Below are 16,470 nucleotides of genomic sequence, written 5' to 3'. Positions count from 1 at the left end.
TCTACATCCAAAGGTATTCCCATGAGCATCACGCAATTCAAGAACACCGCAACGCTGAAACTGGACGAATCAAACCCGGTCGCCGTGCCGCTGGGCACCCCCGTGGCGGTGGCATCCACCACCAGCGTCGAACGCGACGATGGCGTCGAAACCGGCGTCTGGGAATGCACGCCCGGCCGCTGGCGTCGGCAGATCGTGACCCAGGAATTCTGTCATTTCATCCAGGGGCGCTGCACCTTCACCCCGGACGGTGGTGAAACCCTCTACATAGAAGCCGGCGATGCACTGATGTTGCCAGCCAACAGCCTCGGGATCTGGGACATCCAGGAAACCGTGCGCAAGACCTACGTTCTGATTTTTTGATCCTCTGATTGCCTGCCAACAACAATAACCCACACAGGAATCCACTCATGATCCGAAAGACCCTGGCACTGGCCCCACTGGCGCTCGTCGTCTCCTTCAGCCACGCGGCCGACACCGTCAAGATCTACAACTGGTCGGACTACATCGCACCGGACACCACCAAGAACTTCCAGACAGCGACCGGCATTGGCTTCAGCTACGACGTCTACGACAGCAACGAAACCCTCGACGGCAAGTTGATGGCCGGTAAATCCGGCTACGACGTGGTGTTCCCGTCCAACCACTTCATGGCCCGGCAGATTCAGGGCGGGGCGCTGAAGAAACTCGACAAGAGCCAGTTGCCGAACTGGAAGAACCTGAATCCGGTCTTGCTCACGGCTTTGCAGACCAACGACCCGGGCAACGAGCACGGCTTTCCGTATCTATGGGGCAGCACCGGCATCGGCTACAACATCGCCAAGGTCAAAGCGGTGTTGGGCGATAACGCACCCGTGGATTCCTGGGACCTGATCTTCAAACCCGAGAACATGGCGAAGCTGCAGAAATGCGGTGTGGCGATCCTCGACAATGGCCCGGAATTGCTCCCGGCGGCGCTGAACTACCAGGGCCTGCCGCATCACAGCAAGAACCCGGAAGACTACAAAAAGGCTGAAGCACTGCTGATGAAAGTCCGGCCTTATGTCAGCTATTTCCACTCGTCCAAGTACACCAGCGACCTTGCCAACGGTGACATCTGCGTGGCCGTCGGTTTCTCCGGCGACATCCTGCAGGCCGAAAACCGCGCCAGGGAAGCCAACAACGGCGTGGACATCGGTTATGCGATTCCCAAGGAAGGCGCTGCCATCTGGTTCGATATGGTCGCCATGCCCGCCGATGCCCCGGATGAAAAAGCCGGTTACGCCTTCATGAACTACCTGCTGCGTCCGGACGTCATGGCGAGCATCAGCAACTACGTGCATTACGCCAATGGCAACGAACAGGCTGACAGCCTGATAGACCCGGCGATCAAGAACGACACCAAGGTCTACCCGAGTCCGGAAATGATGGGGAAATTGTTTGCGCTGGAAGCGATGCCGCTGAATGTAGACCGGATTCGGACACGGGTTTGGAACAAGATTCGGACGGGGAGTTGAGCAAGCGAGTGAGGTTTGGTAGGTAGTGCAACATGTTCCGGGAGCAGGCTATGTCTGCACCGGAATTGGCACTTCATTTCCAGAAAATCAGTATTCGTGATTCCAAAAAAGCATTAAAAACTGTCATTTTTGTCAGGTTCGCGCAGATGATTTTTCATTTGTAATGAGCAGGCAGCGGACACCATCGCTGGATCTCATCTAAAGGAAATCATCATGGCTAAAAATGGTTTGAAAACGACCCACGACGTCGTTGAGCAAAACACCACCCGGATCGGCACTATCAAAGGGAGCATCACCAGCTTAAGAGATGGGAAGGTCTTCCCTTTCGACTCGAATAACGTGTTTCGCAGAACAACGCCCGAGGGAACGCTTCAAGTATTCGGGTTAATGCGTCATCCGGATTCGGATGCGGACCTCCGAGCAGAGTTTCAGCTAGCCGACAAAGACGCTCCTACTGGCGAGTATCTCGTTGGCACCAACGCGGTAATCGATCTATACATCATTTTTCCCTTCAGCCCAGCTTTCCAGTTCCACGCCATAGAAGGAAAAATCATTCTTCAAAACCATGCACCAGCGGAGGTCAGGATCAATGGAAAGATGGAATACCTAACTGAAAATAAATTTGGAGACCACTATAAGGTCGATCTGGTTTTCGAAGCCACCGGAGAACGCTGATCTATGAGCATTGAACACTTCAAAATTATGTCTGCACACTGATGTTTGTAGCAGCTTGCGCAGCGCTTGCGACGGCGTGGCTGCTCAGCTCAATGTAAAGAAAGATTCGCGCGGGGAGCTCACAGGCTGGATAAGGCCAGCGGGAAAGGCTGTCCCGGCGCGCGATCAGCCGACCGGCTCGACCGTACAACTCATTTGCCCAGAACCCGGAATCTGGAAAAAGGCATCGTTACCGTCTTGCCAGAAGCTGTAGTTCCCTCGATTGTCCTTGGCGCTGTATCGGGTCGCGGCATCATTCGGCACCTGGATAAGGGTGACAGAGGTATTCGCCCATTTCAGGTACACGACACCCGGCTCGACGTTGAAGAACGTGGCGGCAATCAACGCGTTTAACCCTGTGCAATGCAAGGCTACGGGGCCATCGGTGAGTCTGTGCGGATCCTTGGTTCGCGCAATCGCCGAGCCCTGACGAAGCTGATGCGCACGCTCGGCATAACTTCGGATCGTACACGCCTTGGGCTCTGTCCCGGCTGCACACTGATTGCGGGCGTCGACCCAGAACCGCTGGTCGATCTCGACTTTGTCAGGACGCGGCACCGAATGATCGTCCGTGAGCGCCAGGCGATAGAGGCGCGTCAGTTCGATATCCATCTGCATCAGTTGGGGGTCGCGACAGATAAGCTTCTCGATGGCTGCGCTGGCCCTGGCGCAATCGAAGCTGGTTGCCAGAACCGTAGAAGCCCCGGCCTTTGCACAAAGGCTCGTCGTCGCGCACGCGCTGGCGGCGATGAGAGCGGCCAAAAAGGGCGTGACCATTTTCATGTCGGCTTCCACCCGGATCATCTATGAGCCCCGCGAAGAACGATAACTCGGTATTTCAGTGTGGTCACATTCCTCGAAAAGTCTAATTTTCAATGATCGAACTGTACGAAGCAGAACATGAATAGTCGGACGATTCCCGTCCGGATAACTTACCTTTATTTAATATTTAAATTGTCGATTGTCAGACAATAACTCTGGCTAATTTTTTTTATATTCAATGTTTTTTCGGCACGCCTATTGTTTTCGGGCACTTCCCCAAACACACAAACTTGACGTCAAAAAAGTAGTGGACGTTTGATTTCAAATTGTGTCAGTTTTCTTTCGCCTTCATTGGGCGAGTGATAGGACGATCTCGCCAGAGATTGTCGCTATCTGACTAAAACTGTTCCATAGCAATACAAGGAAGTGTGTTTATGTCGAAAGTAAAAGGTAACGCTATTGAGAGTGCCGAACTGGCCTTTCAGCCCTTGCAAGCATTGGCTGCCCCTAGTTCCGCGTTCAATCAGATCACTAGTTTCAGCCATCAATACGACCGTGGCGGCAACCTCACGGTCAATGGCAAACCGTCGTTCTCCGTCGATCAGGCAGCCACCCAATTGCTGCGCGACGGTGCTGCCTACCAGGACAAGGACGGCAACGGCAAAATCGAACTGACCTACACGTTCCTGACCTCGGCCTCGTCGAGCACCATGAACAAGCACGGGATCACCGGGTTCAGCCAATTCAGTGCCCAGCAAAAAGGCCAGGCCGTGCTCGCCATGCAATCCTGGGCCGACGTGGCCAACGTCACCTTCACGGAAAAGGCCACCGGCGGCGACGGTCACATGACCTTCGGCAACTACAGCGGCGGTCAGGACGGCGCGGCGGCATTCGCTTACTTGCCCGGCACGGGCGCAGGTTACGACGGGACTTCCTGGTACCTGACCAACAGCAGCTACACGCCCAACAAGACCCCGGACCTGAACAACTACGGCCGGCAAACCCTGACCCACGAAATCGGTCACACCCTGGGCCTGGCCCATCCCGGCGACTACAACGCCGGTGAAGGCACACCGACCTACAACGACGCGTCCTACGGGCAAGACACCCGCGGCTACAGCGTCATGAGTTACTGGAGTGAAAGCAACACCAGCCAGAACTTCAGCAAGGGCGGTGTCGAAGCCTATTCATCGGGCCCGCTGATGGACGATATCGCGGCCATCCAGAAGCTCTACGGCGCCAACACCACCACCCGGACCGGCGACACCACCTACGGTTTCAACTCCAACGCCGGTCGCGACTTCCTCAGCGCGTCCTCGTCGTCGGACAAGGTCGTGTTTTCGGTGTGGGATGCGGGCGGCAAGGACACCCTGGATTTCTCCGGGTTTACTCAAAACCAGAAGATCAACCTCAATGAAGCCTCGTTCTCCGACGTTGGCGGCCTGGTGGGTAACGTGTCCATCGCCAAGGGCGTTACCGTCGAAAACGCCATCGGCGGTTCGGGCAATGATTTGCTGATCGGTAACGGTGTATCCAACGAGCTGAAGGGCGGTGCCGGCAACGACATCCTTTACGGCGCGGGCGGTGCGGACAAGTTGTGGGGCGGCGCCGGTTCGGACACCTTCGTGTTCGCGGCCAGCAGTGACTCCAAGCCTGGTGCAGTCGACCAGATCCTCGATTTTGTCAGTGGTCTCGACAAGATCGACCTGACCGGCACCACCAACGGCGCAGGCCTGCATTTCGTGAACGCGTTCACGGGGGCGGCGGGCGATGCAGTGCTGACCACCTCCGGTGGCAACAGCCTGTTGTCGGTGGACTTCTCCGGGCATGGCGTGGCTGACTTCCTGGTCAGCACCGTGGGCCAGGCGGCGTTCTCGGACATCGTGGCCTGATTCAAGGCAAAAGGAGGGTGGCGCCGAAAGCGCCGCTCTTTGCCCCTTGAGCCACAACCCTGAGTTAAACGCCCTATGATCCCTGACGCTTTTACCTACAAAACAACCGCGTGGCTTTTCGCGACGCTCATGATGTTTTTTGGAGATGTAGCCATGGCAAGCAGCCTGAAGTTGGCAGACCCGTCGCAATTGGCGGGAAAATGGCGGGTGACACAGCAGGACAATCCGTCGAACGTTTGCCCCCTCGAGTTCAAAGCCAACCAGACCTTGGGCGACGGCACCGAGTGCCTCGCTGGATGGCTGGGAGAGCAGCCGATCGGTTGGTTTCCTGAGCCCGACGGCATCGCGCTCACCGGTAAGGAAGGGTCGAAGATTGTGTTTTTCAGTCGTCAGCGTGACGGGCTGTATCGAGGCACTTCGAAGACCGGGCTGGTCATTACACTTGAGCACCCGTTGCATTAATCGAAACCCTATAAGTTGTTATTAAAGTGTAAGTAACGACCTCGCCAGGCAGGCGGGGGATAACACCTCAGGAAGAGTGCATAAAGATGGCAAAGAACCCGGTCACCGCGCCCCTAATCAGGGCGCTGGGTGATTACAAGAGCATTCTGATCAGCGTCGGCTGTTTTACGGCGCTGATCAACATTCTGATGTTAGTGCCCTCTATTTACATGCTTCAGGTTTATGACCGGGTGTTGTCTTCGCAAAATGAAACCACGCTGGCCATGTTGTCACTCATGGTCGTCGGGTTCTTTGCGTTTATCGGTTTGCTGGAGATTATTCGCAGTTTCATTGTCATTCGTATCGGCAGCCAACTGGAGCGACGCTTCAACCTGCGGGTGTATCAGGCCGCTTTCGAGCGCAACCTGTTCAGAGGCGAGGGCAACGCCGGGCAGTCGCTGGGGGATCTGACGCATATTCGCCAGTTCGTTACCGGCCCGGCGCTGTTTGCCTTCTTCGACGCGCCGTGGTTTCCGGTCTACCTGTTGGTGATTTATCTGTTCAACGTCTGGCTCGGCGTGTTTGCCACGGCGGGCGCGGTGTTGCTGATCGGGCTGGCGTGTCTCAATGAGGCGATGACCAAAAAGCCGCTGGGTGAAGCGGCGGTTTTTTCCCAGAAGTCCAGCCAGATGGCCACCAGTCACCTGCATAACTCGGAAACCATTCAAGCCATGGGCATGCTCGGTGCCTTGCGCCATCGCTGGTTTCAGGTGCATTCGCGCTTTCTCGGCCTGCAGAACCAGGCCAGTGATACCGGCGCGGTCATCAGTTCCCTGAGCAAAACCCTGCGCCTTTGCCTGCAATCACTCGTGCTGGGACTGGGCGCATTGCTGGTGATCAAGGGCGACATGACTGCCGGGATGATGATCGCCGGCTCGATCCTGATGGGGCGTGCGCTGAGCCCCATCGATCAGTTGATCGCCGTGTGGAAACAGTGGAGTGGCGCGAAACTCGCCTACCGGCGTCTCGACGCGCTGTTGCAAGCCTTTCCACCGAGCGACGACGCCATGGCGTTGCCGACGCCGAAAGGGCAGATCACGTTCGAACAGGTCAGTGCCGGTCCTCCCGGACAACGGGGCGCGACGTTGCATCTGGTCAGTTTCCAGCTCGGCGCCGGTGAAGTGCTGGGCGTGCTGGGCGCTTCCGGTTCCGGCAAATCGACGCTGGCCCGAGTGCTGGTCGGCGTGTGGCCGACTCTCGGCGGCACCGTGCGGCTCGACGGTGCCGACATCCATCGCTGGAATCGCGACGAACTCGGCCCCTACATCGGTTACTTGCCGCAGGACATCGAATTGTTCAGTGGCAGCATCGCGCAAAACATCGCCCGATTCCGGAAGGCCGATCCGCAAAAAGTCGTGGAAGCGGCGCATCAGGCGGGCGTCCATGACTTGATCCTGCGCCTGCCTCAGGGCTACGACACGGTGCTTGGCGAGGATGGCAGCGGTTTGTCCGGCGGTCAGAAACAGCGCGTGGCGCTCGCGCGAGCCCTGTACGGCAAACCGAGCCTGGTGGTGCTGGATGAACCGAACTCCAACCTCGACACCGTCGGCGAAGCCGCATTGGCCGGCGCTATTGCGCAAATGAAAGCCCAGGGCACCAGCGTGATTCTGGTGACTCACCGTACTTCGGCGCTGGCCCAGGCCGACAAATTGCTGGTCCTCAATGATGGACGTTTACAGGCGTTCGGCCCGAGCCAGGACGTGCTCAAGGCGCTCGCCGGCGCTCAGGAACACAAGCCCGCGCAGGCACCGGCCGGGCTGAGCATGAGCCGGCAGTATCAGTCCTCGACAAGGAATTCGGGCGTATGAGCAACGACAGCGAAGCCACCCTGGAACACGATTACATCGCCGAACGCCCTGAACGCGATGCGCGCTATTTCGCCTGCGTGGGCTGGATACTGGCGATAGTCGGCGCTGGCAGTTTCTTTGCCTGGGCCAGCCTTGCGCCGCTCGACCAGGGCATTCCCGTGCAAGGCACGGTCGTGGTCTCCGGTAAACGCAAAGCCGTGCAATCGATGAGCAGCGGCGTGGTCAGCCAGATTCTGGTGCGCGAAGGCGAGGTGGTGAAGCAGGGCCAGCCATTGTTCCAGCTCGACCGCACGCAAGTCGCCGCCGACGTGCAATCCCTGCGCGCCCAATACCGCATGTCCTGGGCCAGCCTGGCGCGCTGGCAAAGTGAACGGGACAACCTCAAGCAGGTGAGTTTTCCTGCCGAACTGAGCAACGATCCTGACCCGCGCCTGGCATTGGTCCTGGAAGGCCAACGGCAGTTGTTCAGCAGTCGCCGCGAAGCGTTTTCCCGCGAACAGGCCGCCTTGCGTGCCAGCATCGAAGGCGCCGGGGCGCAACTGGCCGGCATGCGCCGCGCCCGTTCGGACCTGACGGCCCAGGCCACCTCGCTGCAACAACAACTGGGCAATCTCCAGCCGCTGGCGGACAACGGCTACATCCCGCGTAACCGGCTGATGGAGTACCAGCGTCAGTTGTCGCAAGTTCAACAACAATTGGCAGAAAACACCGGTGAAAGCGGCCGGGTGGAGCAGGGCATCCTCGAATCGCACCTGACGCTGCAACAACACATTGAGGAGTACCAGAAAGAAGTCCGCACCCAACTGGCCGATGCACAGCTCAAAAGCGTGACCCTCGAAGAGCAACTGACCTCCGCCGGATTCGACCTGCAACACAGCGAGATCATCGCCACCGCCGACGGCATTGCGGTCAACCTGGGTGTGCACACCGAGGGCGCCGTGGTGCGTCAGGGCGAAACCCTGCTGGAGATCGTCCCGCAAGGCACACACCTGGAAGTCGAAGGGCACCTGCCGATCAACCTGATCGACAAGGTCGGCACGCACCTGCCGGTGGATATCCTGTTCACCGCATTCAACCAGAGCCGCACCCCGCGTGTGCCCGGCGAATTCAGCCTGATTTCCGCCGACCAGATGGTCGATGAGAAAACCGGCGTGCCGTATTACGTGCTGCGCAGCAGCGTCAGCGATCAGGCGATGGAAAAACTCAACGGCCTGGTGATCAAGCCCGGCATGCCCGCGGAAATGTTCGTGCGCACCGGCGAGCGTTCACTCCTCAACTATCTGTTCAAACCGCTGCTCGACCGCGCAGGTTCCGCGTTGACCGAGGAATAAGGATGTTCCGCTGTATGAATAAGCTTTCCCTTTTCGCAGCGAGTTTCGCGTTGCTGACCTGCAACGCTTCAATGGCCATGGGCCCGTTCGACATTTACGAACAAGCGTTGCGCAATGATCCGGTGTTTCTCGGCGCCATCAAGGAACGCGATGCCGGCCAGGAAAACCGCGCCATCGGCCGCGCCGGGCTGCTGCCACACCTGGGTTACACCTACAACAAGGGCCGCAACACCTCCAAGGTCACCTACCTCAACGAGCGCGGGCAAAACCAGCGCGATGATCGCAACTACAGCAGTTACGGCTCGACCCTGACGCTGCAGCAGCCCTTGATCGATTACGAAGCCTATGCGGCGTACCGCAAAGGCGTGGCGCAATCGTTGTTTGCCGATGAGGCCTTCCGTGGCAAGAGCCAGGAGTTGCTGGTACGCGTGCTGGAAAACTACACCCAGGCGCTGTTCGCCCAGGACCAGATCGACATTGCACTGGCGAAAAAGAAAGCCTTCGAACAACAGTTCCAGCAGAACGAACATATGTTCCGCCAGGGTGAGGGCACGCGCACCGATATTCTCGAGGCCGAATCCCGCTACGAACTGGCGACCGCCGAGGAAATCGAGGCGCGCAACGAGCAGGATGCGTCCTTGCGAGAGCTCGGCGCGCTGATTGGCGTGCCGGCAATCGACATCGCGGACCTGGCGCCGCTGGACCAGAATTTCCAGACCTTCACCCTGCAACCCGCCCGTTACGACACGTGGCACGAGATCGCCGTGGCGAACAACCCGAACCTGGCTTCACAGCGCCAGGCCGTGGAAGTGGCGCGCTACGAAGTCGAACGCAATCGCGCCGGGCATCTGCCGAAAGTCAGCGCGTACGCGTCGGTGCGGCAGAACGAATCGGAAAGCGGCAACACCTATAACCAGCGCTACGACACCAACACCATCGGCATCGAAGTCAACGTGCCGCTGTATGCCGGCGGCGGGGTTTCCGCCTCGACGCGCCAAGCCAGCCGCGCCATGGAGCAGGCGGAGTACCAGCTTGATGGCCAGACCCGGGAGACGCTGATCGAGCTGCGTCGGCAGTTCAGCGCGTGTCAGTCGGGGGTGAGCAAACTGCGGGCCTATCAGAAAGCGCTGACGTCCGCCGAAGCGCTGGTGGTCTCGACGAAGCAGAGCATTCTTGGCGGTGAACGAGTCAACCTCGATGCGCTCAACGCCGAACAACAGCTCTACACCACACGCCGCGACCTGGCCCAGACCCGGTACGACTATTTGATGGCCTGGATCAAGTTGCATTACTACGCCGGAACCCTGAACGAGCAGGACCTGGCCAAGGTTGACGAGGCGTTTGGGCAAGGCCCGCAGTCACGCCGCAAAGATCTCTGACAATTCCAACAAAGAGAGCCATGCAGAGTCTTGAATCAGAGAAACCTGTGGCGAGGGAGCTTGCTCCCGCTTGAGTGCGTAGCACTCACTTAAATCGGCGATGGTTGGCAGATTTTTGGGGCTGCTACGCAGCCCAGCGCGAGCAAGCTCGCTCGCCACAAAGGTATGCACGACCCAAGAGCGCGCTTTGGTGAACAGCATTCCAACAAAAGAGAGGCTTTACCATGGGTGTGTACGACTACAAGAACTTCGGCACGGCAGATTCAAAGGCGTTGTTCACCGACGCCATGGCGATCACGCTGTATTCCTATCACAACCTCGATAACGGCTTTGCCACCGGTTACCAGCACAACGGCTTTGGCCTTGGCTTGCCGGCGACGCTGGTGACTGCGCTGATTGGCGGCACCGACTCCCAGGGCGTCATCCCCGGCGTGCCGTGGAACCCGGATTCGGAAAAAGCCGCGCTGGAGGCAGTTCAGAAGGCTGGCTGGACGCCCATTACTGCGACTCAACTGGGCTATGACGGCAAGGTCGATGCCCGCGGAACCTACTTCGGTGAGAACGCCGGGTACACCAGCGCCCAGGTGGAAATCCTCGGTAAATATGACGCCCAGGGCCATCTCAGCGAAATCGGCGTCGCTTTTCGCGGCACCAGTGGGCCACGGGAAAGCCTGATCAGCGATTCGATCGCTGACGGGATCAACGATCTGCTCGCCGCATTGGGGCCGAAGGATTACGCGAAGAACTACGTGGGTGAAGCGTTTGGCGACTTGTTGGGCGATGTCGCGGCATTTGCCCGGGCCAATGGCTTGTCGGGCAAGGACGTGCTGGTCAGCGGTCACAGCCTCGGCGGCCTGGCGGTCAACAGCCTGGCGGACCTGAGCAACGATAAGTGGGCGGGGTTTTACAAGGACTCCAACTACATTGCCTATGCGTCGCCCACCCAAAGCAGCACCGATAAAGTGCTCAACGTCGGTTATGAGAACGATCCGGTGTTCCGTGCGCTCGATGGCTCATCCTTCAATCTGTCGTCGGTGGGCGTGCACGATGCCCATCAGGACTCGGCGACCAACAACATCGTCAGCTTCAACGACCATTACGCCTCGACGGCGTGGAATGTGTTGCCGTTTTCCATCCTTAATATCCCGACCTGGATTTCCCACCTGCCGACGGGTTATGGCGATGGCATGTCCCGGGTGCTCGAGTCGAAGTTCTATGACCTGACCAGCAAGGACTCGACCGTCATTGTTGCGAACCTGTCCGACCCGACGCGCAGCAAGACCTGGGTCCAGGACCTCAATCGCAACGCCGACCCCCACAAGGGCAGCACCTTCATCATCGGCAGTGACGGCAACGACCTGATCCAGGGCGGCAAGGGTAACGACTACCTGGAAGGCCGCGATGGCAATGACACCTTCCGCGACGGCGGTGGCTACAACATCGTGCTGGGCGGCAAGGGCAGCAACGTGCTGGACTTGCAGCAGTCGGTGAAAAACTTCGATTTCGCCAACGACGGCGCCGGCAACCTGTACGTCCGCGATGCGCAGGGCGGCATCAGCATCACCCGCGACATTGGCAGCATTGTCACCAAGGAGCCGGGGTTTCTCTGGGGGCTGTTAAAGGATGACGTGAGCCACAGCGTTACGGCCAACGGTTTGGCGGTAGGAAACAACCTGACTCAATACGCCTCGACGCTGAAGGGCGGAGCGGGCGCCGATACGCTGAAAGCTCACGCGAGCGGTGATTGGTTGTTTGGCCTGGAGGGCAACGACCATCTCATCGGTGGCCAAGGCAATGACGTGTTTGTCGGCGGAGCGGGGAATGACCTGATGGAGTCGGGCGGCGGGATCGACATGTTCCTGTTCAGTGGCGCGTTTGGCCATGACCGGGTGGTGGGCTATCAGGCAAATGACAAGCTGGTGTTTCTCGGGGTTCAGGGGGTGGGGCCGAACGATGACTTTCGGTCCCATGCTACGGTTGTGGGGCAGGACACGGTGCTGACGTTTGGCAATGATTCAGTGACGCTGGTCGGGGTTGGGCTGGATAGCTTGGGCGGCATTGTTATTGCCTGAAAGTGATGTGGCGCCTGTAAGGGCCTCTTCGCGGGCAAGCCTTGCTCCTACAGGTTTCACGGTGAACGCATAATTTGTGCTCGACGATGATCCCTGTAGGAGCAAGGCTTGCCAGCGATGAACGATAACGCGGTCTTCAGTCTTCCTTGCGAACCGTGGCCACCTCATCAACCTTGACCTTCACCTTCGCTCCGGAAATATCTTCAAATTCGTAAAAACCTTCCTTGTTATTGGCTTTCGGCATGTCCTTGGTCAAATACTGGGTGCCGTTCTGCAGTGTCACTACCGTTGGCGTCGAGCAACCAGCGAGGGCCAGCAGGGCCGCCATTGCCAGGGGCAAACCCAGAGTCTTGATATTCATAACCACCTCTCATCCTTCAAAAAAACAGCGCGACTGCTTCGAATCCTTCAATCGTCACTGTACCTCTAACGCGGTTGGTACGATGGATCGCGGGAAAGTTCGACTGGCAGCCGAAATATTCCCGATCGCGCCGCCGCTTATCCTTTTCCGTTTGCACCGGACAGGGCGTTGCTGGTATCTGTACGCATAACCAGTACTCGTTCCCCATGGCCCTGTTTTTCCGTGACCCAGAATCCGCTCGACGACCCGTTCTATTACTTGAATAACTTCACGCAAGTGCTTGATTGGCTTGAGCACCGCTACGCGGACGTGCTGACGATCGAGGAGCAAACCTTCATCCGTGAATTCAACCGGTTGCCCCGCGAGTCGAGGGCGTTGCTGGTGCGGATGGTGATGCGCAAGGGGATTCACTTCCGGGCGAGCAAACTGCATTACCTCGAGATTGGCGACATCGCCAGCGCTGCCAAGCCATTACTGGAACTGGGCTGGATCGATGAGCAGACGCCGCTGCCGCTCGAAACGCTATTCGACGTGTTGCTAAAGGCGGAAATCGTGCAGTGCTTCGGCACCGCCATTGATCAGCCCAAAGGCAAAAAGACCGAGTGGCTCCCGGCCCTGAGCGAGCAGTTTCCCGAAGCGCTCAGCTTTAGCCAATGGTGCGCGCCATTGGCGGACCGGTTGTTCAGCCTGACCATCATGGGCCTGTGTGATCGTCTGCGCCTGATGTTCTTCGGCAATCTTTATCAGGACTGGTCGGAGTTCGTGCTGGCCGACCTCGGCATCTTTACCTACGAAAAAGTCGAGTTATGCGCCGAATCCCGAGGCTTGCGCAGTCGCGAGGATGTGGATGCCTGTCTGTTTCTTCACGAATGCCTGCAGCAGCTTGAGGCCGGGGAGGCGGTGGCGCACATTGTCGGGCAGATCAACGGGCTGACCCTGAGTAATCCCTGGTTGCAGAAACGGCGCGGCAAGCTGTTGTTCCAGATCGGTCAGCACTGCGAGCGCATGGCGGAGTTCGCCAATGCGCTGAGCATTTACCGCAACTGTGCCTGGCCCGGTGCGAGGGCGCGGTTGATTCGTGTGCTGGAGCGCTGCGGCGAGTATCAACTGGCCATGGACCTGGCCACTGTTGCCGGCCAATCGCCGGAAAGCGCTGCCGAACAACAGCAGCTGCTGCGTGTATTGCCCAGATTGCGGCGCAAGCTCGGCGGGCCGCCAACAAAACGTTCGTCCCCAAGGGAAATGCTGCGGCTGGACCTGCAACTGCCCAGAATCGATCCCACGCTATCGGTGGAGTTTTACGTACAGGCGCATCTGGCGGAGGATTCGGCACCGGTGCATTACGTCGAAAACAGCCTGATCAACTCGCTGTTCGGGTTGCTGTGCTGGCCAGCGATCTTCGCGCCCTTGCCGGGGGCGTTTTTTCATCCGTTCCAGCGTGGGCCGGTGGATCTGCTCAATGAAGATTTCCATGCACGGCGGGCGGATCTGTTCCAGTCCTGCCTCGCCGAGCTCGATGACGGGCGTTACCGGCAGACGATCCGGGAACGCTATGCCGCCAAGTGGGGCGTGCAATCGCCGTTCGTGTTCTGGGGCGCGTTAAACGAAGAATTGCTCGATCAGGCGCTTGATTGCCTGCCTGCCGAGCACCTCAAACACTGGTTCAACCGTTTGCTGCTGGACATCAAGGCCAACCGCGCCGGGATGCCGGACCTGATCCAGTTCTGGCCGCAGCACAAGGCCTATCGCATGATCGAAGTCAAAGGCCCTGGCGATCGCCTGCAAGACAACCAGTTGCGCTGGCTCGAGTTCTGCCATGAACACCAGATGCCCATTGCCGTCTGCTACGTGCAATGGGCGGAGCAGAGCGCTTGAGCTACAGCATCCCAGTGCGGGCGTTGTGTGAGTTCACCGCCAAGGTCGGCGACCTCGACCTGCGCTTCACGCCATCGCCGACTGCGCTGGAAGGCATCGTCGGCCACCGGACGGTGGCGTCCCGGCGCAGCGACGGTTATCAGAGTGAAGTCGCGCTTGAAGGCCTGTATCAAACGTTAAGGGTCAAGGGCAGGGCGGACGGCTACGACCCGGTGCAAAACTGCCTGGAAGAAGTCAAAACCTACCGCGGCGACCTGAGCAAGCAACCAGCCAACCATCGCCAGCTGCACTGGGCGCAGGCCAAGGTCTACGGCTGGTTGATGTGCCAGAAACTGGACCTGGCGCAGATCAACCTGGCGCTGGTGTACTTCGACATCGTCAGCGAAAAGGAAACCTGTCTGGTCGAAGCGTTCAGCGCTCAGGAACTGAAGGTGTTCTTCGAGCATCATTGCCAACTGTTCCTGCGCTGGGCCGAACAGGAAATGGCCCATCGCGAAGCACGCAACGCTGCGGCGCAGCAACTGGCGTTTCCCCATGCCGATTTTCGTCCGGGGCAACGGCATCTGGCCGAGTCCGTGTTCAAGGCCGTCAGCACTGGCCGTTGCCTGATGGCCCAGGCGCCGACCGGTATCGGCAAGACCGTCGGGACGCTGTTTCCGATGCTCAAGGCCCTGGCGCCGCAGCAACTGGACAAGGTGTTTTTCCTCACGGCGAAAACCCCCGGGCGCAAACTGGCGCTCGATGCGGTTCAGGTCATTCTCGACAGCGCCGCTGCGCCACCGTTGCGGGTCCTGGAAATGATCGCCAGGGACAAGGCCTGCGAGCATCCGGACAAGGCCTGCCATGGCGAATCCTGCCCGCTGGCCCAGGGTTTCTATGATCGGTTGCCGGCCGCGCGCCAGGCCGCCAGCGAGCTATCACTGTTGAATCAGAGCGCCTTGCGCGAGGTGGCCCTGAAGCACGATGTCTGTCCTTACTACCTGAGCCAGGAAATGGCCCGTTGGGCCGACGTGGTGGTCGCTGACTACAACTACTATTTCGATTTCAGCGCGTTGCTGTTCGGGCTGGCCCAGGCCAACAACTGGAAAGTCGCGGTACTGGTGGATGAAGCCCACAATCTGGTGGAGCGCGGGCGGCAGATGTACAGCGCCAGCCTTGACCAGTCGACGCTCAACGGTGTGCGCAAAACCGCTCCCGAGCCGCTGAAGAAAGCCCTGCAGCGGGTCAATCGCGAGTGGAACGCCTTGCATAACCTGCAACTCGCGCCGTACCAGGCCTACGATAAACCACCGGAGAAACTGCTCCAGGCATTGTCGTCTTGCAGCGCGAGCATCGGCGACTACCTCAACGATCATCCTCAGGCCCTCGACAGCGCCTTACAGAATTTCTACTTCGACATGCTTCAGTTCTGTCGCGTCGCTGAGCTCTTCGATGAACAGTTCCTGTTCGACATCAGCAAGCGCGATCTCGACCGCAAGCGCAACCTGTCGCAACTGTGCCTGCGCAACGTGGTGCCCGCCGGTTTCATCCGCCCGCGACTGACGGCGGCACGCAGTACCGTGCTGTTTTCCGCGACGTTGAGCCCTCGTCATTACTACGCCGATTTACTCGGAACGCCGGCGAACACGGTCTGGATCGACGTCGAGTCACCATTTCACGCTGACCAGTTGAAGGTCCATATCGTCAGCCAGATTTCCACGCGGTTTGTCCATCGACAGTCTTCCCTGGCGCCGATCGTCGAGCTGATCGCCAGGCAGTTCAGCCAACGCCCCGGCAACTACCTGGCGTTTTTCAGCAGCTTCGATTACTTGCAGCAAGTCGCACAGTTGCTGGCCGAGACACATCCACACATCAATCTCTGGTCGCAATCCCGAGGCATGGGGGAAGGGCAGCGTCAGGACTTTCTCGATCAGTTCACCGCGCACAGTCAGGGCATCGGTTTCGCGGTGTTGGGTGGCGCGTTTGGCGAAGGCATCGACTTACCCGGTGCCCGGTTGATCGGCGCATTTATCGCCACCCTCGGACTGGCGCAACTCAACCCGGTCAATGAACAGTTGAAACATCGGATGGCAGCGATTTTCGGAGCCGGTTATGACTACACCTACCTGTTTCCCGGCGTGCAGAAAGTGGTTCAGGCGGCGGGGCGGGTGATCCGCACCCAACAGGATCAAGGGGTGGTGATGTTGATCGATGACCGGTTTGGCGACAGCAAGGTCAAGCAACTCCTGCCGCGTTGGTGGTCGGTTGCTCCGTCGATTTCGCTCTCTGTCGAGTAGGAA

At 58.8% G+C, this 16,470-nt stretch carries 13 protein-coding genes; 11 read left to right on the top strand and 2 right to left on the bottom strand.

Features of this window, described 5'->3' with window-relative positions; genetic code table 11:
* Positions 1-21 precede the first annotated feature (21 nt).
* The 3 genes from ACA066_RS14165 (at position 22) to ACA066_RS14155 (ending at position 2,171) form a co-directional block, all read left to right on the top strand.
* The gene (locus ACA066_RS14165; protein ID WP_497699733.1) at positions 22-363 is read left to right on the top strand and encodes a cupin domain-containing protein; all 342 of its coding nucleotides are present in this window, start codon (positions 22-24) and stop codon (positions 361-363) included.
* 47 nt (positions 364-410) lie between these two features.
* The gene (locus ACA066_RS14160) at positions 411-1,496 is read left to right on the top strand and encodes a polyamine ABC transporter substrate-binding protein (protein ID WP_497699732.1); all 1,086 of its coding nucleotides are present in this window, start codon (positions 411-413) and stop codon (positions 1,494-1,496) included.
* Between the two features lie 213 nt (positions 1,497-1,709).
* Complete coding sequence (locus ACA066_RS14155; protein ID WP_497699731.1) at positions 1,710-2,171, top strand: hypothetical protein; 462 nt, start codon at positions 1,710-1,712, stop codon at positions 2,169-2,171.
* 165 nt (positions 2,172-2,336) lie between these two features.
* Here ACA066_RS14155 and ACA066_RS14150 read toward each other — a convergent pair whose 3' ends face one another.
* Positions 2,337-2,993, bottom strand: coding sequence for an MliC family protein (locus ACA066_RS14150; RefSeq protein ID WP_497699730.1), 657 nt, complete (start codon positions 2,991-2,993; stop codon positions 2,337-2,339).
* Between the two features lie 413 nt (positions 2,994-3,406).
* On the opposite strand from ACA066_RS14150, the gene ACA066_RS14145 reads away from it, so the two are divergent.
* The 6 genes from ACA066_RS14145 to ACA066_RS14120 all read left to right on the top strand — a co-directional run bounded on the left by ACA066_RS14145 (position 3,407) and on the right by ACA066_RS14120 (position 11,955).
* Entirely contained in the window at positions 3,407-4,864 is a 1,458-nt protein-coding gene (locus ACA066_RS14145; protein ID WP_497699729.1) for a serralysin family metalloprotease, read from the top strand.
* 75 nt (positions 4,865-4,939) lie between these two features.
* Entirely contained in the window at positions 4,940-5,326 is a 387-nt protein-coding gene (locus ACA066_RS14140) for an AprI/Inh family metalloprotease inhibitor (RefSeq protein WP_497699728.1), read from the top strand.
* An 80-nt stretch (positions 5,327-5,406) separates the two neighbouring features.
* Complete coding sequence (locus ACA066_RS14135; RefSeq protein ID WP_497699876.1) at positions 5,407-7,173, top strand: type I secretion system permease/ATPase; 1,767 nt, start codon at positions 5,407-5,409, stop codon at positions 7,171-7,173.
* The gene (locus ACA066_RS14130; RefSeq protein ID WP_497699727.1) at positions 7,170-8,504 is read left to right on the top strand and encodes an HlyD family type I secretion periplasmic adaptor subunit; all 1,335 of its coding nucleotides are present in this window, start codon (positions 7,170-7,172) and stop codon (positions 8,502-8,504) included. Before ACA066_RS14135 ends, ACA066_RS14130 begins: the two co-directional genes overlap by 4 nt.
* Positions 8,505-8,506: 2 nt before the next feature.
* The gene (locus ACA066_RS14125; RefSeq protein ID WP_497699726.1) at positions 8,507-9,883 is read left to right on the top strand and encodes a TolC family outer membrane protein; all 1,377 of its coding nucleotides are present in this window, start codon (positions 8,507-8,509) and stop codon (positions 9,881-9,883) included.
* 224 nt (positions 9,884-10,107) lie between these two features.
* Positions 10,108-11,955: a polyurethane esterase gene (locus ACA066_RS14120; RefSeq protein ID WP_497699725.1), complete on the top strand. Its 1,848-nt coding sequence runs from the start codon at positions 10,108-10,110 to the stop codon at positions 11,953-11,955.
* 136 nt (positions 11,956-12,091) lie between these two features.
* Here the strand turns inward: ACA066_RS14120 and ACA066_RS14115 are convergent, their stop codons facing one another.
* Positions 12,092-12,316 (bottom strand): YgdI/YgdR family lipoprotein, encoded by a 225-nt coding sequence (locus ACA066_RS14115; protein WP_497699724.1) that lies wholly within the window; start codon positions 12,314-12,316, stop codon positions 12,092-12,094.
* A 222-nt stretch (positions 12,317-12,538) separates the two neighbouring features.
* Here ACA066_RS14115 and ACA066_RS14110 point away from each other — a divergent pair, with 222 nt between their 5' ends.
* Positions 12,539-14,191: a VRR-NUC domain-containing protein gene (locus ACA066_RS14110; protein WP_497699723.1), complete on the top strand. Its 1,653-nt coding sequence runs from the start codon at positions 12,539-12,541 to the stop codon at positions 14,189-14,191.
* Positions 14,188-16,467, top strand: coding sequence for an ATP-dependent DNA helicase (locus ACA066_RS14105; RefSeq protein WP_497699722.1), 2,280 nt, complete (start codon positions 14,188-14,190; stop codon positions 16,465-16,467). Before ACA066_RS14110 ends, ACA066_RS14105 begins: the two co-directional genes overlap by 4 nt.
* The last annotated feature ends 3 nt before the right edge of the window (positions 16,468-16,470 follow it).

Source organism: Pseudomonas sp. LBUM1651 (assembly GCF_059716135.1).
Note: the sequence above shows the minus strand (reverse complement) of the source record. Positions and strands in the feature narration are given on the sequence as shown.